The following is a 19,593-nucleotide window of genomic DNA, read 5'->3' as shown; positions in this document are numbered from 1 at the left end:
CGCGGAGCGGCGCATGGGGGCCGCGGGTGGGAACCCCCGCCGCCGCGCCGGAGGCGCGGCAGCATTGCAGCGGCGGCTGCCCCACTCCAGCCCCGTGCGAGAGGGTGACCCCGGCGGGCCTAGGAAGCGCAGCGCCCCGACCCGTCCACTCGGGCTGGCCGGGGAGTGCGTCGCGGAGCGGCGCATGGGGGCCGCGGGTGGGAACCCCCGCCGCCGCGCCGGAGGCGCGGCAGCATTACAGCGGCAGCATTACAGCATCGGTGCGTTGCAGGCGGCCACCAGGGCCCTGCGGCAGGCGGTGGTCAGTGGGCGTAGGGCGGCGTCGCGTTGTTGGACCTCGTAGCCGTTGATGGCGCCGCCGGGGGCAGCGTGCTCTGCCAGGGCGAGCACCCGGTCGAGCACCGAGGCTCGCGCGTACAGGCGGCGGGCTCGCGGGTCGTAGCCCGGTGGCAGGTCCGTGGCGCCGTCGGGTTTGCGCAGTGCCTCGATCGCGCCGGCGAGCTCGGGGCGCCACTGGGCGATGTCCAGCTTCGCGAGGGTGCGGGTCGCGGTTGCCAGCTCCGCGGACAGCTCCGCCTCCGCCTCGGCCGTGGACGGGCCGCCTGCCGGGGGGACGGACGAGGGCAGGACGAAGACCTGCCAGCGCACCGTCTCGAACTCGTCGCCGGAGCCCGAGGTGTGCAGGCGGACCTCCGGCACGAAGCCGAGCCCGCCTGCGATCACGCCCTCGCCGGCGAGGAGCGCCGCGCCGCTGAACGGGCCGGGCCCGGGCAGGCCGCGGGGGTCGCCGGGGGCTGGGAGCACCAGGCGTACCTCGTCCGGGTGGAGCTTGGACAGCGCGGCGATCGCGTCCGTCAGGGACACGTCGGTCCACGTGCCGGGGACGTCGGAGACCATGTGCTCCTCGTCGCCGGAGATCTCGGCGGCGGCGTCGTCGCACGGCACGAGGCCGGCGCGCCACGCCCGGACCCATGCCACGAAACGCGCCGAGCGGCGCGCCTGCAGGGTCGCCGCGCGTGCTGCGGGGGACATGGGAGCAAGGGTACGTGCTGACGTGCCGGTATGTCTCGCAGGCGGACATGGCGTCAGCCGATACGCTTGCCGTCCATGGACGTCCTGGCGAACAACGACTGGCGGAGACGGCGCACGGTCCCGACGGTGGACGCTGAGCTGGACCTGGTCGTGGAGGATGCCGACTCGGGGTTCTGCGGGGCCGTGGTCGGGTTCGAGTTCGGTGCGGTGGTGCTGGAGGATCGGCACGGCAAGCGCCGCAACTTCCCGCTCGAGCCGGCCGCGTTCCTGCTCGACGGTGAGCCGGTGACGCTGACGAGGCCGGCTGCGGCGGTACACCCGCAGCAACGAAAAATCACCAGCTCCGGGTCGATCGCGGTCGCGGGTCACACGGCGCGGGTGGCGCGGCGGAGCCGGATCTGGGTCGAGGGCATCCACGACGCCGCGCTCGTCGAGCGGATCTGGGGCCACGACCTGCGGGTCGAGGGTGTCGTGGTCGAGCCGCTCGACGGGATCGACGAGCTGGGCGCCGCCGTCACCGCGTTCCACCCGGGACCCGTGGCGCGGCTGGGCGTGCTCGTCGACCATCTCGTGCCGAACTCCAAAGAAAGCCGACTTGTCGGGAATATCCGGTCGCCGTACGTGCTCATCACGGGGCATCCGTACGTCGACGTGTGGCAGGCCGTCAAACCCGCGGCCGTCGGCATCCGCGAGTGGCCCGTCATCCCGCCCGGGCGACCCTGGAAGGAGGGCGTCTGCGAGGCGCTGGGCGTGGCCGAGCCGGCCGACATGTGGCGGCGCATCCTCGCGTCCGTGTCGACCTACCGCGACGTGGAGACGCCGCTGATCAACGCCGTGGAGCGCCTCATCGACTTCGTGACCGAGCCCGACGAGGACATCGACTAAAGCAGCCTAGGCAGCGGGCCAAGGGTCGCGGCTGAGGACGAACGTCGCGATGTCCAGCGCGACCACCGCACCGTCGGCGTCGCGCACCACCCGCAGCAGCTCGCCGTCGTTGTCCCCGGACCGGCCCCGCCACAGGTCCGCGGTCGGCCCGTCCGGCACGAACCGCCACGGCGTCCGGGCCGCCGTCAGCGGCGTCACGACCAGTTCCCCGTCGGCCCAGCCGACCTCGTGCTCCCGCCCCATCCACCACCACCGGCCGGTGAGCGGGGCGATCTGCGCCGGCGGCTCCTCGCGCGGCCGCCACGGCGCCACCCGCGCCGGTTCGCGGTCCAGCACGGCGCCGAGCAGGTCGAGGCCGAAGCCGCTCATGCCGCCACCCGCCGCGCCGTAGTGCATGGTGTACGCGTTGCCGAACGCCACCACCCCGGTGCGCGACGGCCGGTGCACGGCGAGGACCGCGAGGTAGCCGGGCATCGAGCCGCTGTGGCCGACGAACACCCGCTCGCCACGCCGCCACAGTTGCAGGCCGAGGCCGTGCCCAGCGGTCCAGCCGTCGAGGTCGCTGAGGACGACCGGCGCGCACATTTCCGCGACGGTCGCCGGCGCGAGGACCGCCGGGTCGGGCTCGGCCAGGAATGCCGCCCATTTCGCCAGGTCCTGCACCGTCGACCACAGCTGCCCGGCGGGCGCCATCGCGGCCGCGTCGTGTCGCGGCTCCTCCCGCAGTTCGTCGAGCCACGGGTGTACGACGTAGCCCCGCGCGAACGGCTCGACCGGCCCGTACGTCGTGCGGTCCAGTTGCAGCGGGCCGAAGAACCGCTTCGTGAGCATCGACTGCCAGTCCTCGCCGCCGACCCGGGCCGCCATCGCGCCCAGCAGCCCGTAGGCGAGGTTCGAGTAGTGGTACCCGTGCAGTGGTGGGTAGGCGACCTTGTCGGCGGTCAGCGTGGACAGGAACGTGTCGACGTCCACACCCGCGGCGCGCTCCCACCAGTCGCCGTCCGGCTCGCGCTGCACCCCACCGGCGTGGCCGAGCAGCTGCCGGAGGGTGACGGCGCCGACAGGGGTACCGGGGAGATGGCGGTAGAGCAGGTCGTCGAGAGCCAGCTTCCCCTCGTCGCGCAGCGCGAGGACGAGCGCCGCGGTCATCGTCTTCGTGATCGACCCGATCCGGAACTGCAGCCCGTTCACGGGCCCGTCCAGGCCGCCGGTCGCCACGTGCTCCAGGACGCCGTCGCGGACGACCCCGGCGACGAGGGCCGGCACCCGGCCGCCGGCGTGGGCGCGGGCGACGAGGTCGTCGACGCGCGAGACGGTCTCGGGCAGCAGCGGCACGGGTGACCTCCAAAAGGCGATGAAGCGGGCGACTGACTCCCCAACTGTGCGCCGGGCCGTGGCGCACCGCGTATCGACAAGGATTCGGCAAGACGAGTGATCAGGGACGGGCGGGACGAGCATCGGCGTGACACGATCGAAGCGTGGACCTGTGGCTGATCGTCTGGCTCGTCGTCGGCGCCGCGCTCATCGCGGCGGAGATCTTCACGACCACGTTCGTCCTGCTGATGTTCGGCCTCGGCGCGTTCGCCGCGGCGGGTGCGGCGGCCCTCGGCGCGGGGGTGCCGGTGCAGGCGGCGGTGTTCGCGGTCGTGTCGGCGCTGTCGTTCCTCGCCGTGCGTCCGACGCTGACGCGATACATGCGCCGCGACGTGCGGGACACGCAGATGGGCGTCGAGGCGCTGGAAGGCTCGATGGCGCTGGTCATCGAGGCGGTCGACCCCGACAACGGCCAGATCAAGATCGACGGAGAGTTGTGGCGGGCCCGCCCCTACGACGCGACGCAGACGTTCGCGGTCGGGGACCGGGTCCGGGTGATCGAGATCAAGGGTGCCACTGCCATGGTGTGGAAGGACTGAGCCAAGTGGATCCAAGTACGTTTCTGGCGATCGTCGTCATCGCCGCCGCGCTCCTGGCCATCGTCACCATCGTCAAGATGGTCAAGATCGTGCCGCAACAGGTCGAATACGTCGTGGAGCGGCTCGGCAAGTACAGCCGCACCCTGACACCCGGCCTCAACATCCTGGTGCCGTTCATCGACTCGGTGCGCAACAAGGTCGACAAGCGCGAGGTGGTCGTCAGCTTCCCGCCGCAGCCCGTCATCACCTCCGACAACCTCGTCGTGTCGATCGACACCGTCCTGTACTTCAAGGTGGTCGACTCGGTCCGCGCCACCTACGAGATCTACAGCTACCTGCAGGGCATAGAGCAGCTCACCGTCACCACGCTGCGCAACGTGATCGGCTCGCTGGACCTGGAGAAGGCGCTCACCAGCCGCGACGAGATCAACCGGCACCTGTCCGGGGTGCTGGACGAGACCACCGGCCGCTGGGGCATCAAGGTCACCCGGGTGGAGCTGAAGGCGATCGAGCCGCCGCCGAGCATCCGCGACTCGATGGAGAAGCAGATGCGCGCCGAGCGGGACCGTCGCGCCGCGATCCTGCACGCGGAGGGTCTCAAGCAGTCGCAGATCCTCACCGCCGAGGGTGAGAAGCAGGCCGCGGTGCTGCGGGCCGAGGGTGACCGGCAGTCCCGCATCCTCACCGCCGAGGGGCAGGCGAAGGCGATCCGGACCGTCGTCAGCTCGATCCACGCGGCGAACCCGGACTCGAAGGTCATGGCGTACCAGTACCTGCAGTCGCTGCCGCAGATCGCTGCCGGGCAGTCCAACAAGCTGTGGATCCTGCCGGTCGAGCTGACGAAGGCCCTGGAGGGCATCGGCGGCGCGCTCGGCGGCATCACGCAGATGTCCGACTCGACCCGCGCCGGCCTCGTCGAGTCGCACACCAACGAACAGGAGTCCGCCGACGTCATCGAGGCGCGCCGGTCCGCCGAGGAGGCCGCAGCGGCGGCGAACGCCGAGGCCGCGGCGGCCGCCGCACAGGTCTCCGGCAACCCGAAGAGCGTCGCCGCCGAGATCACCGCCCAGGACCTGGCGGCCCTGGACGACGAGCCGGCCCGCGAGCTGGAGCGCTAGCGCCACAGCTCCCAGAACGCGACAGCCGCCGCCGTTGCGTATCGGGATCACCACCCGCACGTCACTCGCGCCGAGGGACCCCGCCGACAGGCCGGGGCCCTCGGCGCCGAGCAGCAGCGCCGTCCGCTCCCGCTGCGCCCCGGTCAGCGCCTGGTCTTCAGCTCGGCCCGGTGAAGGCAGTGAGGTCGTAGACAGCGGCGCAGTAGTCGTCGGCGACGCGCCCACCGGCGCCAATACGAACGGGATCGCGCCACGAAGCACGAGTTCGTAGGCATGGTCCTGTGGGCGCATCGCGGCCTCCCGAGGTGGGACGGTGGTCCTGGACGGCTGAACCTGCCCTTTAGAACGGGTGGGGCTCGATGACACGGCGCAGGAGACGGCCGCGGCGCAGCGCCTGCACCGCCGGATGCGCCCGGCCGACCCGGTCGGCGAACGCGTCGATCGCGATGTTCACCTGCTCCTGGTAGGCGTGGCCGTGCACGCGCAGGTCGATGATGGCCCGATTCGCCTCGCACCGCAGGGTGTGCGGGTGCTCGGGGCCGAGCACCTCGGCGAGGTCCGCGGCGGCGGTCGCCATCAGGCTCCGGGCTGTTTCGTAGTTCTGGTCGTCGGCCTCGACGACGGCCAGATTCATTTGCGCGGCCGGTCTCGTCGAGCCACGCCGCGGCGGCGGCGATGGCGATGGGCAGGTCACCCAGCAGCTCGGCGATGCGGGCGGCGTCCGCGTCGCCGAGGCCCGGCAGGCGGGAGCGCAGATGCATGACGCTTTCCTGCCGGGTGAACGCTTCGACGGGGATGAGCATGGCCTGCTCGCCCCAGACGGTCGTCCGGGCGATGACGATGACGTGCCCGCGGCCGGCCGGCAGCCGTCCTTCGATCGTGGACGGGTCCTCGGCGTTGTCGAACACCAGCAGCCACCGGGCGTACGGCTCGCCGCGCGTCAGCGCCTGCCGCACCGCCTGCGCTGCCTCGGTCGTGCCGCCGGGCATGGGGATGCCCATCCGCCGGCCGAGCTGCTGCAGCTGCTCGTCGACCTCGGCGGTGGCGACGTCCGCGTCGATCCACCAGACGGCGTTGTACGCGTTGCGGTACCGGTTCGCGTACTCGATCGCCAGCTGGGACTTGCCGATCCCGCCGAGGCCGTGCAGCCCGACCGGGACCGCCGACGCGCTGTCCCCCCTCAGCCGCTCGCGCAGCGTGTCCAGCTCGGCCTCCCGGCCCGTGAACCGCAGGTTGCGGGCAGGTGCCTGCATCACCTCCGGCGGCTGGGCCGGGAAGCGGGGCGCGCCGATGAGGAGGTCGGGCGTCGGCGGCGCGACGCCGACCAGCCGCAGGATCCGGTCGGCGGCCACGAGCGGGTCGAAGCGGCCAGCAGCGTGCCGGGCCGCCCGGGTTCGTCCTCGAACGTCGCGAGGGTCTCCTCGTAGGCGTAGAAGGCCCGGTACGGCACCTCGACTGCCGTCCAGTACCGGTCGCGTTCGGTCTCGCTGAGCCCGCCCGGCAGGCCGGCGAACCGTTGCTTCGCCACGAGCCTGCCGGTCTCGGCCTTCGTCTGCTCGGCCGGGTCGATCCGCATCGGCACCGGCAGCACGCGGATGCGGCGCGGAGTGGACGAGGAGGACGGCGGGTCCGTGCGGATGGTCTTGCGGCCGATGGCCTGCGCGACCTCGGCCGCGCCCTCGATGCTCTGCTCGCTCGGGGTGAAGCAGGTGACGAGGGTGTCCGGCAGGTGCACGGTGCAGATGTCCGCGACGTCGCTGAGGCCGGCACGGCTGTCGATGAGCGTGTAGTCGTAGTTGGCCTTCATGTCCTCGCGCAGCGCGGTGAAGAACGAGCCGCCGTCGAGCTCCTCATAGAAGTCGTCCCAGTTGAGCCCCGAGACCGACCGGTTGTAGTGGTGGCTGCGGCGCCCGGCGGACAGGAAGTCCAGCACGCCGCCGTTGCCGAACTCCCAGGTGACGCTGAACGCCTCCTGGCTGACCCGCGCGTAGCGGGTGTGGTCGAGCCGGCCCGGCGCGTCGGGGTCCAGCCGCGACGCCTCCCGCGCGGCACCCTCGTACCCGCGGATCAGGTCGATGACGCCGCCCGTGCCGGCCAGCATGCTGCCGGTGATGAACGGGCGGAAGAACCGGTGCAGCCCCGGTGACTCCAGGTCCCAGTCGACCGCGAGCACCCGGTGGCCGTGCGCGGCCAGGATCCAGGCGACGTTGGCCACGGCCATCGTGCGGCCGGTGCCGCCCGTGAACGAGTAGAAGGTGACCACCTGACCGTTGCGACGCTCCGCCATCTCAGTCACTCCTCACCCGTTATTCGATCTCGCCTCGAGTCAGTTCCCAGAACGCGATCGCTGCCGCGTTTGCGACGTTGAGCGAGTCGACCCCTCGGTGCATCGGGATGACGACTCGGGCATCGGCGGCTTCGAGTGCCTTGACCGTCAGGCCGGCCCCTTCGGCGCCGAGGAGGAGCGCCGGCCGGGCGCGTTGTGCCGGCGTGAGGCGTTGGATCGGCACCGCGTCGGGTGCCGGGGTGAGCGCCAGAACGGTGAAGCCGGCCTCCTGCACCTGGGTGAGCCCGTCCGGCCACGGCTCCAGCCGCGCATAGGGAATGGCGAAGACCTCGCCCATGCTGACCCGGACGCTGCGCCGGTACAGCGGGTCCGCGCATGACGGCGACAGGAGCACGGCGTCCATGCCGAGTGCTGCCGCGCTTCTGAAGAGTGCGCCGACATTGGTGTGGTTGTTGATGTCTTCGAGGATTGCGATCCGGTTGGCTGATGCGAGCACATCGCCGGCGGTGCGTTCCGGGACCCGGTGGAACGAGGCGAGGACGCCGCGGTGCACGTGGAACCCGGTGATGGCCTCGAGCACCACCTGGTCCGCGGCGTAGACGGGCGCGCCGGCGAGGGGCAGGTCGGCGAGCTGACCGACGCGCTTGCCGTCGACGAGGACGGAGCGCAGCCGGTACCCGGCCCGCAGCGCCCGGCGGATCACCAGCTCGCCTTCGGCGATGAACAGCCCGTTCGGCGGCTCCCACCGGGTGCGGAGTTCGACATCGGTGAGCGCCCGGTAGTCACCGATCCGCTCATCCTCTGGATCGGTGAGAGTCTCGAAGGTCAACACCCGCTCGATTGTGCCTTGGCGCCGGGCAGATCTGGACGCCGCCTGTCCCGAGACGGCGGGGTGAGCCCGGCCCGGCCGGCGAGGATGACGCGGCGAGCGCCGTGGCCGGCGACAGTACGCTCGACAGAAGATCATCCGGATAGGTTGCATCTCATGGGCGTGCGAAGCCGGTGCCGGTTGTACAAGGATCTACCTGGCCTTGTACCGGCCTCCTACCTGCCTGGCGGCGACCTCGCCGACGCGCTTGACGCTGCGGCGGGCTGGTCAGCCAAGACGGGGGTCTTCCTGTCGTTCCTGACGCGAGTGCGGTTCGCCCCACTGTACGTACTGACTGTCATTGTCATCGATGTCATCCTCGACCACGCCGTCAGTGCGGAGATCCGCAGCCAGATCGTCCTCGCCAACTCCACCAACGTGGTCAACCTGCAACACCACCGGATCTGGACGTTGGTCACCAGCCCCTTCGTGCTCGACGAGCGGGCCGGCGTGGGTGCGATGATCCCGCTGCTGCTGCTCCTGTCGGTGGCCGAGGTGCTGTGGGGGTGGCGACGACTGCTCGTGGTGTTCTTCGTGTCCAACGCTGTGACAAGCTGCCTCGTGTACGGGCTGTTGCTGACGGGCGTCCGCGGCGGCTGGTTGGGCGGCGCGATCACCATGGCCAGTGATGTGGGCACGAGCTACGGCTCGCACGCCGTCGGCGGCGCGCTCGCGGTCACCCTGCCCGTGCGTGCACGGCGCTACCTGGTGCCGTTGGCAATCGTGGTCGTGGTCGTGCCGTTGCTGGACGGAAGCACCTTCACCGATATCGGGCACCTGCTGGCCGTCCTCCTGGGCTTCGTCGCCGGTTGGCAGATGCGGCGGCGTCCGCTGGCCGGGCGCCTGCGCCGCCCGGCCCTGCTGCGCGCGGACCAGACCGTGGCCTGCTCGTTCGACGACGTGACGCAGGCCCGCGCGGCACTGATCACGGCGCTGCGTCTGCCCCGGCACCGTCCGGTGTGCCTCGACGACGCCGCGGTCGCCTGGTCCGACCAGGCGGACCGGATACACGTGCAGGAGACCCGGGACATGAACGCGATCGACGGCACCCTCGCCGGCGGCGCCTGGGGGGTGGTGCTGGGCACGTTCGTCGGCCTCCCGATGACCGGTCTGGTCATCGGCGCGGTCGTAGTCGCGGTGGTGGCGCGCCGGCACGACGCCGGCCTCAGCGACACCACCGTGGAGAGGACGATGCGCGCCCTACCAACCGGGCGGGGCGTGGTCCTGCTGCTGACCGACCCGGCCGGCCAGCCGGCACTGACCCGCGCGCTCACCCGGACCGGTGGCACCCCGGTGCCCGATGCCGCCCGGGACCGGGTGCCTCCGGACCCGGATCAGGATCAGGATCAGCAGTCCTGACATCGTCACGGTGCGTCGCGCTCCGGCGTGGTGGCGAGTTCGTGCCTTTCCCGGTCAACCGCGGCCCGCACCCGTTCACCATCCATCGCCACGCTGACGGCGTAGGCGAAGACCGCCAGGCTGAAGACGACGACCACGAGCAGGTCGATCCAGCCGGGCAGCCACAGGCGTGCGCCGCGCCCGTACCGGCCGAGGAACCCGATGAGGGTGAGCCCGATGAGCCAGGGCCAGATCCACGACGACGCGCGCCAGTCGACGGCGGGCCGTTCCCGTTCGGGGGTGTACGCCACGGTGATCGCGAAGAGTGCCAGCCCCGCGCCGATCGCCAGCAGGAGCTTCCAGGTCGCCTCGAAGCCGCCCCAGTAGATCACCAGGTTCGCCGCGACGAAGGCCGCGGGTGCGGCGATCCTGGCGGCGGGCACCCGATAGGGGCGGTGGCGCTGGGGATCACGCCGGTGCAGCGCGGTCAGCGACACGGGCGCGAACGCGTACATGATCGCGGTCGCCGACGTGGTGAGCCCGACGAGCGACTGCCAGCTGGGGTACGGCAGGAAGGCCAGTTCTCCTACGACGAACGCCAGCGCGATCGAGTACAGCGGCACGCCGCGGCGGCTGACGGAGCTCAGCGCCGGCGGCAGGGTGCCCTGCCGGGCCATCGCGTAGGAGAGCCGGGCCGAGGCGCCGACGTAGACCAGTCCTGTCCCTGCGGGTGAGACGAACGCGTCGGCGTACAGCAGCATGGCCAGCCAGCCGGCGCCCGCCGCGGCGGCGATGGTCGCATACGGGCCGAAGTCCCCGGCGCCCACCGGATGCGCCCAGCCGCCGGCGAGGTTGCGCGGATCCAGGCCGCCGATGAAGACGATCTGCAGCAGGATGTACAGCACTGTTCCGATCAGCATGGCCAGGATCACGGCGCGGGACAGGTCGCGTTGCGGGTTGCGCGCCTCCCCGCCCAGCTGGATCGCCTGTTCGAAGCCCTGCAGGGAGAAGACGACACCGGCGGGCAGCGCGGCGAAGATGCCATGGGCGCCGTACGGGCTGAATCCGCCGCCCGCGGTGAAGTTGGACGGTTGGAAGGTCAGCGCGGCCACGACGATGACGGTGAGCACCGGTATCGCGAGCTTCCAGAGCACGACGGTGGTGTTGCTCCTGGTGAGCCGCCGCACCCCCAGCATGTTGATCACGGTGAACAGCAGCATGAGCAGGGTGGCGAAGCCCAGCCCGACCGGTGACAGCGTGCCGTCGGCGTGCAGGAGGCCGAGGTGGCTGCGCACCCAGCCGATGTTGTCGAGGTACTGCAGGCTCGCCTCCACCTCGATCGGCGCGATCGTCACGGCCTGCAGCCAGGCGGCCCAGCCCGCGGTGAGTCCGGCGAGGGCGCCGAACGCGAACCCGGGGAACCGTGCGGTGCCGCCGGCGACCGGGTAGGTGGTGCCGAGCTCCGCGTGGACCAAGGCGAGCAGCGCGAGCATCCCACCGGCGAGCAGCCAGGAGATGAGGGACGCGGGCCCGGCGGTCTGCGCCGCGGACAGCGCGCCGAGCAGCCAGCCAGAGCCGATGATCGAGCCCAGCGACACGAAGGTCAGGCCCCACAGCCCCACTTCGCGCCGCAGGAAGCCGGAGCCTGAGGACGCCCGGCCGGCCGTGCCGCCCGCATCCTGCACGGCACACCTCACCAGGTCGGTGGCGGGCCGTGACGCCACGTCAGCGGGCCCGTCCCGGCCAGATACCGCGGCACCGCCCGCCCGAAACCCCGGCATGGCGGGAACTTCTACGGTGATCGCCCGATCCACCGGCGGGCGGCCACGCCGGCGCGTCCGGCCCACATCCGGCGCCATGACGGGACAAGGGCACAGGCGGCGAACGTGACGAGCGCCGCGACCAGATGCTGGACGTCGAAGAGCTGGCGGTGGGTCGCCACCGCAACGCCCAGCGTCGCGAGGACTCCGGCGACGGCGAGCAGCCGCGCCCTGCCGGTAAGGCTCCAGGCCACCGCGGCGGCCAGCGCCCAACTGCCGGCCGAGGAGCCGGCGTCGCGTTCGGCGAGGAACCGCGCCGCGCCGGTGCACCCGGCGGCAGCCTCCAGCCGGAGGGCGAGCAGGACCAACAGCGTCGCGACGACGTCCGCGGCGAAGAAGACCAGCACGGTCCGGCGGGAGCCGAGGCGCCACTCGGCCAGCGGCAGGAACGCGAGCAGCAGCCACACCACCGACCAGACCCAGCCGGGTTCCGTCTGGATGAGCGGGGCCGACACCAGGCGCCACAACTGACCGCCCTGCAGATCGCGCCAGGCAAGGCCGAAGTGGTGGATCAGTTGCCCGTGGGTGTCCGGGTCGAGCGCGGTCGCCGTCATGATCCACGCTTGGAGCAGGAGGAACGCCGTGGTCACCGGCATGCGCCGCAGCAGCCGCGTCAGCCGGCCGATCGGCGAGCGCGGGTCGGGCAGCTCTCCGGCGCGCACGAGTGCTGCGGCGCTGACGAGCAGCCGCGCGTCGGAGCGGTGGACGAGGTACCGCGGCTCCCACCGGGGATGCCACTTGGCCTTGAACGCGCGCAGGCCGGCGAAGTTGAACGCCGCACCGGCGTGCGTATAGATCAGCTGGAGAACCCGGTCGGGCAGCGACAGGCTGGAACCCGCGCCGGACAGCGGCGCCAGCCCCAGGTTCAGGCCGGCGTACCCGGCCGCCCGGAACCGCTCGATGAGCGCCACGAACAGCTGCTCGACGACCCCGTTGACCGCATCGGGCCGACGGCGCATCAGGTCGAAGGTGGCATCCCGCGACCGGTATGTGGGCACGATGTTCGCGAACGCCTGGATGCGTCCGCCGGTGTCGAGCACCGCCACGATCGGGGTCGTCCTGAGGTACTCGCGGTCGAACCGCCCGAGCGTGAAGGTCCGTTCGCGATGACCGCCGGAGGCCAGCCAGGCGTCGGACACCTTGCGCAGTTCGGCCAGGGTGGCGCCATCGACCGGGTGCGGCAGGTCGACCACGTGGTACCCGGCACGTTCGCAGCGACGCACCGCCGACCGGATCCCCTTGTACTCCGGGCGTCGCAGGTCGAATGCCGCCAGGTCGACGATCGCCTCCTCGCCGATCTTCAGGGCCTTCCACCCCGTGGCGGCCAGCGCGGGCAGGCCCTCGCCGGTCACCTGATGGAACACCGGGTTCCAGCCGTTGAGCGCGCACAGCTGGGCGAAGTCGCGGGCCGCCGACAGCACCGAGTCGCCGCGGCCGATCGGCTCGCCCAGCGCCACCGCCGTGGTGCCGACCACCTTGTAGCCGACGAAGGCCTGGCCGTCGGCGGTGATCACCCAGGCCTTGTCGTCGAGCAGGTGGAAATGGGCGAGCGCGGTGCCGGCGTAGCGGTCCAGCAGCTGCCGCACCCGCCTGCGCTCCCGGTCGTGCCCGGGCCGGCCGATCACCGTCGCGACCAGCCAGGTGAGCCCCAGCACCGCCACGCTCAGGGCCGCCGTACGGGCCGACTCCATGAACCACCGCCCGTGTCCGGTGACCGGTTCGACGCTCACCGGCAGGAGGAACAGCAGCCGCAGCGCGTCGACGATCGCCGAGCCGACCGTCTCGCGGTCACGGAAGTCGGGTTCCAGCCGGGACAGGCCGAGCACCGCGTACGCGAACACCGCGATCTCGCCGGCCACCAGGACCGCCAGTCCACGGCGCAGGAGCGCGGGATCCGACCGGGCGACGAATGCCTTCCGGAAGATCAGCAACAGCAGCATCAGGCCGGCGGCGGCCACCAGCCGTGACCACTGCCCCGGCCCGACATAACGGCCGGGGAGGGACGCTGCCGCGGCGAGCAGCGCGACCCACCACGCCGCCCGCTTGCCGCGCAGCAGCGCCCACACCACCAGCAGCAGGCAGACCCCGGAGGCCAGCAGGACGTAGTGCGCACCGACCAGCGCGGCGACCGCATACGGCACCGAGCGGTGCGGCACGGCTGCGGGGGACACCACCGCGGCCGCCGACGCCAGGTCGATGAGCGCGAGCAGCAGTGCGGCCCCGGCGCACCCGCGGCGCGCCCACCGGCCGGGGGAGCTCAACGCGTCGTTCACCTGAACGCCTCATCCGCACCGGGTCCCGACCCGCCCGGCCGATCCGCAGGTCCCGGCCGGCGCCGGTTCAGCCACCACACCGCCACCGCGCCGACGGCCAAGGGAAGCCAGAACTCCCACAGCCGGAACACGACGACCGCCGCGGCGGCGACCGCGACCGGCACACCGAACGAGACCATCACGGCCGCTGAGCCGACCTCGACGAAGCCGAGCCCGCCAGGCAGGAATCCGACGATGCCGAACACCGCGGAGATCGCATACGCGACCAGCGCCACGAGCGGCCGGTTGCCGCCACCCACCGCGGCCAGCGCTGTCCACAGCATTGCCACCCCGAGTGCGTCGACGCCGAGGGCGAACCCGAACGGCGGCAGCCCGGTCAACGGCCGGGCGCGCAGCACCGCCACCGCGTCGTATACCTCGTTCGCCTTCGAAGGGTCGCACCCCGTGGCCGGACGCCGCAGCAGCCGGTCACGCCAGCGGGCGGGGACGCCCCACATCCGGACGAACGCCTCCCGGCTGCGGATCACCGCCAGCAGCAGACCGGCCCGCGCGACCAGGAACGCCAGGAAGACCGTCACGGCGGCGGCTTCCGCACGGGTGAGCCGCGCCGACGCCCACACCACCGAGATCCCGGCCATCAGCGTCACGAAGAACGCCCCCTCCGCCAGAACGGCGGCGAGCACGTACGCACTGCCGACCCGGCCGGGCGCCAGCCGTCGGCGGTGCCCGTCGTCCAAGAACAGCGCGAGCCCGGCCAGCCCGCCGGACTTCACCACCAGGTTGGCCGCGACGGCACCCACCACCACTGGAACCAGCCACCGGAACTCCCGGTAGCCGCCCGCCCGGGTGATCCGGCGGCACGACAGGTACAGCAGGGCCCAGGCCGACCACCAGACGGTCAGCGTCAGCAATCCGCCCGCCAGCCACTTCGGATCGGCGCCACGGAGAGCCCGGACCGCAGCCGGCAGGTCCGCCCGGTTGACCCAGACGACAAGGAGCAGGGCGATGACCGTCGCTACCGGCCACTGCCGTACGAGCCCACCGGCGCCACACCGGCCTCCTCCCCTTCCCCCACACCGCGCGTCGACGGTTCAGCCGTGTTCCGCGGTCCAGCCGCGGGAACACGATCTCCACCAGCGGCAGGCGGAGCGCCGCAGCGGCCGGGATCGCCACCACCGCACCGACGACGCCGAGGGCGGCACCACCCAGGTCCGCCGCAGGTCGGCGAGGGAGTACATGGTCAGGACGAGCACGGTCAGGGTCGACGCGGTCGCGCCGGGCACCCACCGTCCGGGACCCAGGAGCCCGCCGGACAGGACGCCACCGCCGGACCCGAACATCAGATGCGTGACGGCAAGGCCGGTCGCGGCGATCATGAAGACCGACCAGCGACGTGTCGGCGACGGTCAGATCCTCAGCGGGTGGCGGGGCGAAGGCGCCATCCCTCCGGCGCTCGCGCTCTCCCCGCATGGCAGTCTCTCCACGATTTCACTGCCCCGCGGCAGCCGCCGCAAACGCGGTTCGACCGCCGGTGACGCAGCTTCGCCGATGAACGGCCCGTTCGGTGGATCCCACCGGTGCGCAGTTCTACGTCGGTCGATTCTGCCGTGGCGTCGGACATGCCGGCGCGAGCGCTCGACGGGAAGCAGCGTGGACGGGGTTGTTCAGCAGGTCTTCCGGTAGGTGACGCCGCTGATGTAGCGCGCCCATTCCTCCGGCTCCAGGCCCTGTCCGGTGAGCGCGCACGCCTGGGCGGACGGGTCACGGCGCAGCTCGTTGAACGCCGCCAGGCTCCACCCGACGACCCGGCCCTTCTCGTCGGCGGCGAACAGCGTCCGGTCCTGCGGCGAGAACGCCAGCGTCACCGCCGGTCCGCCGAGCCCGGTGAACGGCGCGCCGAGCAGCCTCGGCCGCTCGCGGTCGGCGATGCTCCACAGTGTCACCGCGTCCGGGCTGGCGATCGCGAGCATCGTGGAGTCCTGGGAGAATGCCACGGTCACGGCGCCGTCCTCCTCGCCGGTGGCGACCGTGCCGCCGAGGCGGATCGGCTCGCCGAACGGCGCCGGGAACACCGGGCCGGTGAGGTCGTACAGCGTGATCGCGCCGCTCGCGTTGGCCAGGGTCAGGGTGCGCCCGTCCGGTGACAGCGCCAGCGTGCCCGGGGAGTCGGTGTCGGACGTCAGCATCCGGCCGCGATGCCGGACGACGCCGTCGTTGCCGACGACCGAGACCCGGACGCTCGTGCGGCCGCCGCCCATCGAGTACTGCGCCGAGTCGGCGCTGAGGATCGTCCGCCCGTCGGACGTGACCATCACGGGCGACGTCGAGTCGCGCTCCTCGCCGTCGCCGTCCTCAGCACCGGCGGATGCCGACACGGACGCCGACGCGGATGCGGATGCGTGCGGCCAGACCAGTGGCGTACCGACGCTGCGTGGCTGCATCGGGTCGCCGATGTCGAAGACACCGACGTCGGTGACGAGCCGGCGGCCGTCGGTGGTGAACGCGGCCACGGACCCCGTCACCCGCGCCGACGAGCCGGTCGCCATCGAGGACAGCGTCACGGTGCCCTTGCCGTCGCTGGTCGCGATCAACGTGCCGTCGGGCGACAGGACCGGTTCGTGGCCGGAGAACTGGGGTCCCTTGGAGGTCGGGACCCCCTCCGTCGAGAGCTGCCACGTGGTGACCCCGGAGCCGGTGTCGATCGCGAGGACCGGGCCCCGGGCCGAGGTCTGCAGGGTCGGCCGGCGTTCCTGGGACTCGCCGACATCGGTCGACCAGCTCAGCTGGGCCGGGGCGGCGCGGTGGACGACGTCCCAGACGACGACGCGTTCGCCGCCGCTGTCGTTGCCGCCGCTGGTGAGCGTGCGGCCGGACGGTGCGAGCGTCACCGGCCCCGCCGAGCCCGGCGTGAGCTGGCGGGAGCCCGCGCGGGGCGGCTCGAACCGTGTCGCGGTCGAAAGGCTGCTCACCAGGTCCCAGTAGGCCACCGTACCGTCGGCCTCGGCGAGGGCGGTGACGGTCGACGAGCTGTTCGGCAGCGCGACCATGGTGACGCCGGCCGAGGTCGCGGTCCGCACGTTCGGGCCCCGGGTGAAGGACGTGGCGGCGGCGGAGCGGTACCAGTCGACGACGGTGCCGTCCTCGTAGGACGCGACGACGTCGGCACCGCCGGGCGTGAGCCCCAGCGACCGCACCGCGGCCTTCTGCTTCGGCGCCGCGACGAGCCGCGTGGGGTTCGACCGCTGGCCGATGTTCCAGAGTTCCAGCTCTCCCTCGCGGCCACCGATCGCCAGGGTGTCGCCGTCGGCGTCCAGCGCGGCGGCGGTGATCCAGGAGACGTCCGTCGAAGCGTACGACAGGGGGCGGGGGTTCCCCCGTGACGACAGGTCGTACAGCAGGAAGGTGCCGAGGCTGTCGCCGAGCACGAGCGTGCTGGTGCCGGGGATGAAGAGCGCGCAGATCGACCCGTCGCTGTGCTCGTCGTTGATCGTGGCGGCCTCCTGCGGGTTCGCGGGGTCGGTGATGTCCCAGACGCTGGACGGCAGCCCGGCGATGACGAGGGTGTTGCCGTCCGGGCTGAACGCGATGCCCTCGGCGAAGCCGCCGCCGCTCGGATTCTGGATCGGCTCGCCGAGCTGGCGGAACGTGCCGTCCTCGGCGACCGCGTAGATGCGCGCCTCGCCGTAGTGGGCCAGCACCGCGGCGAGTTTGCCGTCCCGGCTGTACGCGATCGACGTCACCCAACTGCTGTCCTGCAACGCGACCGTGGCCCGGTAGCGGGTGGCGGTCAGGATCTGCAGCAGGCTGGCGTCGGTGGTGGAGTCGGCGTGCATCGCCCGCGCGGCGACGCCCAGGCGCAGTGCGGTGCGGGGATCGGCCGCGCGCAGGCTCTCGGCCTGGGCGGCGAGCTGCCGGCTCACCGCGATGCGTTGCTGCTCCTGCGCGATGCGTTGCTGGGCGCGGGCCTCGCGCTGCTGGATGAACGCGACGACCGCCGCGGCCGACGCCAGGAGGGTCAGGGTGACCAGGACGGCGATCGTGCCGCGGACCAGGCGGCGGGTGCGCGCGTGCTGGGTGACGTCCTCGCCGAGCATCTCGTCCTTCGGCAGGCCGTGCATCGGCGCGGCGAGGTCGGCGACCTTGTCGCGGAAGGCCGGCAGCTGCAGGCTCACCTGGTCGGGGCCGAAGTCGCGCAGGTCGACCCAGCGGGGCTCCTCCCGGAACGCGCCGAACAACGTCGGCGGCAGGCTGGGGGAGCCTTCGCGGTCGAAGTCGTCGCCGGCCCACCGCAGGCCGCCGTCGGTCAACGCGATCAGGATGTGGTCCGCCGACTTGTGCGCCAGCCAGTGCCGCACCTCCTTGTCGACCCACTCGGACGCGGCCGCCTCCGGCGAGGCGAGCAGGACGAAGTACTCGGCGCCGTCCATCGCGGTCTGCAGCGACGTCCAGAGGCCCGGGTTCGCCGACAGGCTGGCGTCGTCGCGGAACACCCGGAGTGCCCGGAGCCGGTGCCACGGCTTCGCGAACTGCTGCAACCCTTGCTGGAGCGCGGGCGCCAGTTCACGATCTGCGTTGCGACTGTAGGAGATGAACGCCGAGTACCGGATCTTGACATCCTCCGTCACGGTGCGAACGCTACGGCGCACCGCTTCGCGAGCCCAGATCGTTGGCCGAAGAGCGGAGCGAGATCGATCCGTGACGGTGAGGTGATCCACGCCGGTTCGGAGGACTCGCGCCCGCCTGGTACATGTGATGCGTGGGCTACGTGTTCATCAGCTACAGCCGGGCCGACAGCCACTACGTGCAGGCGCTGGCCGGGCACCTTCTGGGCAGCGGGCTCGACGTCTGGTACGACGACGAGCTGCGCAACGGCGACGACTGGCGCCGCGTGGTCCGGCACCGGGTCGAGTCGTGCGACGCGTTCGTCGTGGTCATGACGCCACCGGCCGAGGCGTCGGAGTGGGTGAACCGGGAGATCGACTGGGCCGTCGCGGCCAACCGGCCGGTCCGGCCGGTCCTGCTGGAGGGCGCGTCGTTCCAGCGCCTCGACGACCTGCACCACGAGGCCGTCCAGGGTGCCGCGATGCCCGGGCGGCGCTACGTGGCGGGCCTGCGGCGGCTGGCCGGGCACGACGACGACCTCGCCGAGCAGGTCGCGCCGCGCACCCCGCAGGCCGCGGTCCCGGCCCGGGACCTCCCCGCCGGCGGCACGGTCAGCAGCATCGCGTTCTCGCCCGACGGCTTCCACGTCGCCGGCGGCACGGCCGACGGCGGCCTGCACGTCTGGAACGCCCGCACCGGCGCGACGGTCCACACGATGCGAAGCGGCGACGGCCTGCTGAGCGCGGTGGCCTACCGCGGCGACGGCCGGGTCCTGGCCACCGCCGGCTGGGAGGCGACCGTCCGGCTGTGGGACCCGTTCAGCGGCGAGCTGATCCGCACCCTTGACGGCCCCACCCAGGACGTCAACGGCATGGTCTTCGCCGGGCCGAGGCTGCTGTCCGTCGGCGAGGACACCATGCTGCGGGTCTGGGACGCCGCCGGGCACCGCCTCGACCTCGCCGTGCCGCACGCCGAGGCCGTCCAGGGCATCGCCGCCGACCCGACCGGACGGCTGCTCGCCACCGCCGGCGCCGACGGCCAGGTCGTGCTGTGGGACGCCCAGGCCCTCCGGCCGGTCACGACCCTCGCCGGGCACACCGACGGGGTCGCCGCGGTCGCCTTCTCGCCGACCGGCGACCGGCTCGCCAGCGCCGGCCGGGACCACACGGTCCGGCTGTGGCGGACCGCCGACGGCACCACCGAACGCGTGCTGACCGGCCACGTCGAGAAGGTCTGGACGGTGGCGGTCAGCCGCGACGGCCGGCAGGTCGCCAGCGGCGGGGACGACCGCACCGTCCGCGTCTGGGACGCCGCCACCGGCGAGCAACTGCACCGGTTCAAGGACCACGGCGGCCAGATCTGGGGCGTCGCGTACTCACCCGCCGCCGCCTGGCTGGCCGTCGCCTGCGGTAGCCGGACGCACTCGGCCCGCATCCTCGACCTGACGGCCTGACGGT

15 protein-coding genes and 1 pseudogene are annotated in these 19,593 nt (G+C 72.4%); 5 read left to right on the top strand and 11 right to left on the bottom strand.

Annotated elements, in window-relative coordinates; translation table 11 throughout:
• Positions 1 to 249 precede the first annotated feature (249 nt).
• The gene (locus tag AB0K00_RS36165; protein ID WP_363530119.1) at positions 250 to 1,032 is read right to left on the bottom strand and encodes a hypothetical protein; all 783 of its coding nucleotides are present in this window, start codon (positions 1,030 to 1,032) and stop codon (positions 250 to 252) included.
• Between the two features lie 75 nt (positions 1,033 to 1,107).
• Here AB0K00_RS36165 and AB0K00_RS36160 point away from each other — a divergent pair, with 75 nt between their 5' ends.
• Complete coding sequence (locus AB0K00_RS36160) at positions 1,108 to 1,917, top strand: DUF3097 domain-containing protein (protein ID WP_363530116.1); 810 nt, start codon at positions 1,108 to 1,110, stop codon at positions 1,915 to 1,917.
• Positions 1,918 to 1,923: 6 nt separating this feature from the next.
• On the opposite strand, the gene AB0K00_RS36155 is transcribed toward AB0K00_RS36160, so the two are convergent.
• Entirely contained in the window at positions 1,924 to 3,252 is a 1,329-nt protein-coding gene (locus tag AB0K00_RS36155; RefSeq protein WP_363530113.1) for a serine hydrolase domain-containing protein, read from the bottom strand.
• A gap of 149 nt (positions 3,253 to 3,401) precedes the next feature.
• Between AB0K00_RS36155 and AB0K00_RS36150 the strand changes: the two genes are divergently transcribed.
• Positions 3,402 to 3,830: an NfeD family protein gene (locus AB0K00_RS36150; protein WP_363530141.1), complete on the top strand. Its 429-nt coding sequence runs from the start codon at positions 3,402 to 3,404 to the stop codon at positions 3,828 to 3,830.
• A 77-nt stretch (positions 3,831 to 3,907) separates the two neighbouring features.
• Positions 3,908 to 4,948: an SPFH domain-containing protein gene (locus AB0K00_RS36145; RefSeq protein ID WP_363530138.1), complete on the top strand. Its 1,041-nt coding sequence runs from the start codon at positions 3,908 to 3,910 to the stop codon at positions 4,946 to 4,948.
• A 30-nt stretch (positions 4,949 to 4,978) separates the two neighbouring features.
• Here the strand turns inward: AB0K00_RS36145 and AB0K00_RS36140 are convergent.
• From AB0K00_RS36140 to AB0K00_RS36125, 4 genes and pseudogenes are all read right to left on the bottom strand, one after another.
• Positions 4,979 to 5,083: pseudogene (locus AB0K00_RS36140) on the bottom strand (RNA methyltransferase); the annotation flags it as partial.
• 205 nt (positions 5,084 to 5,288) lie between these two features.
• A complete protein-coding gene (locus AB0K00_RS36135) occupies positions 5,289 to 5,582 on the bottom strand; it encodes a tetratricopeptide repeat protein (RefSeq protein WP_363530110.1) in 294 nt (97 codons plus the stop codon).
• Between the two features lie 618 nt (positions 5,583 to 6,200).
• Positions 6,201 to 7,235, bottom strand: coding sequence for a hypothetical protein (locus AB0K00_RS36130; RefSeq protein WP_363530108.1), 1,035 nt, complete (start codon positions 7,233 to 7,235; stop codon positions 6,201 to 6,203).
• A gap of 19 nt (positions 7,236 to 7,254) precedes the next feature.
• A complete protein-coding gene (locus AB0K00_RS36125) occupies positions 7,255 to 8,064 on the bottom strand; it encodes an RNA methyltransferase (RefSeq protein ID WP_363530135.1) in 810 nt (269 codons plus the stop codon).
• Between the two features lie 156 nt (positions 8,065 to 8,220).
• Between AB0K00_RS36125 and AB0K00_RS36120 the strand changes: the two genes are divergently transcribed.
• Entirely contained in the window at positions 8,221 to 9,462 is a 1,242-nt protein-coding gene (locus AB0K00_RS36120) for a rhomboid-like protein (protein ID WP_363530105.1), read from the top strand.
• Positions 9,463 to 9,467: 5 nt separating this feature from the next.
• On the opposite strand, the gene AB0K00_RS36115 is transcribed toward AB0K00_RS36120, so the two are convergent.
• The 5 genes from AB0K00_RS36115 to AB0K00_RS36095 form a co-directional block, all read right to left on the bottom strand.
• Positions 9,468 to 11,126 carry an APC family permease gene (locus AB0K00_RS36115; RefSeq protein ID WP_363530102.1) on the bottom strand — a complete coding sequence of 553 codons (1,659 nt, stop codon included), beginning with the start codon at positions 11,124 to 11,126 and terminating at the stop codon, positions 9,468 to 9,470.
• Between the two features lie 107 nt (positions 11,127 to 11,233).
• The gene (locus tag AB0K00_RS36110; RefSeq protein WP_363530099.1) at positions 11,234 to 13,534 is read right to left on the bottom strand and encodes a phosphatidylglycerol lysyltransferase domain-containing protein; all 2,301 of its coding nucleotides are present in this window, start codon (positions 13,532 to 13,534) and stop codon (positions 11,234 to 11,236) included.
• Positions 13,531 to 14,541 (bottom strand): flippase-like domain-containing protein, encoded by a 1,011-nt coding sequence (locus AB0K00_RS36105; RefSeq protein ID WP_363530133.1) that lies wholly within the window; start codon positions 14,539 to 14,541, stop codon positions 13,531 to 13,533. Before AB0K00_RS36105 ends, AB0K00_RS36110 begins: the two co-directional genes overlap by 4 nt.
• Positions 14,542 to 14,625: 84 nt before the next feature.
• A complete protein-coding gene (locus AB0K00_RS36100; protein ID WP_363530096.1) occupies positions 14,626 to 14,910 on the bottom strand; it encodes a hypothetical protein in 285 nt (94 codons plus the stop codon).
• Positions 14,911 to 15,198: 288 nt separating this feature from the next.
• Positions 15,199 to 18,159, bottom strand: coding sequence for a TIR domain-containing protein (locus tag AB0K00_RS36095; RefSeq protein ID WP_363530093.1), 2,961 nt, complete (start codon positions 18,157 to 18,159; stop codon positions 15,199 to 15,201).
• A gap of 131 nt (positions 18,160 to 18,290) precedes the next feature.
• Here AB0K00_RS36095 and AB0K00_RS36090 point away from each other — a divergent pair, with 131 nt between their 5' ends.
• A complete protein-coding gene (locus tag AB0K00_RS36090) occupies positions 18,291 to 19,589 on the top strand; it encodes a TIR domain-containing protein (protein WP_363530090.1) in 1,299 nt (432 codons plus the stop codon).
• Positions 19,590 to 19,593 lie beyond the last annotated feature (4 nt).

Origin of the sequence: Dactylosporangium sp. NPDC049525 (assembly GCF_040676755.1) — a bacterium.
Classification (GTDB): domain Bacteria; phylum Actinomycetota; class Actinomycetes; order Mycobacteriales; family Micromonosporaceae; genus Dactylosporangium.
The sequence above is the reverse complement of the archived record's forward strand: the minus strand, read 5'-3'. Positions and strand labels throughout refer to the sequence as shown.

Excerpts from the sequence above, each read along its gene's own strand:
- AB0K00_RS36145 (WP_363530138.1), top strand. The coding sequence starts at position 3,908 with ATGGTCAAGATCGTGCCGCAACAGGTCGAATACGTCGTGGAGCGGCTC.
- AB0K00_RS36100 (WP_363530096.1), bottom strand. The coding sequence starts at position 14,910 with ATGATCGCCGCGACCGGCCTTGCCGTCACGCATCTGATGTTCGGGTCC.
- AB0K00_RS36160 (WP_363530116.1), top strand. The coding sequence starts at position 1,108 with ATGGACGTCCTGGCGAACAACGACTGGCGGAGACGGCGCACGGTCCCG.
- AB0K00_RS36165 (WP_363530119.1), bottom strand. The coding sequence starts at position 1,032 with ATGTCCCCCGCAGCACGCGCGGCGACCCTGCAGGCGCGCCGCTCGGCG.
- AB0K00_RS36135 (WP_363530110.1), bottom strand. The coding sequence starts at position 5,582 with ATGAATCTGGCCGTCGTCGAGGCCGACGACCAGAACTACGAAACAGCC.
- AB0K00_RS36130 (WP_363530108.1), bottom strand. The coding sequence starts at position 7,235 with ATGGCGGAGCGTCGCAACGGTCAGGTGGTCACCTTCTACTCGTTCACG.
- AB0K00_RS36120 (WP_363530105.1), top strand. The coding sequence starts at position 8,221 with ATGGGCGTGCGAAGCCGGTGCCGGTTGTACAAGGATCTACCTGGCCTT.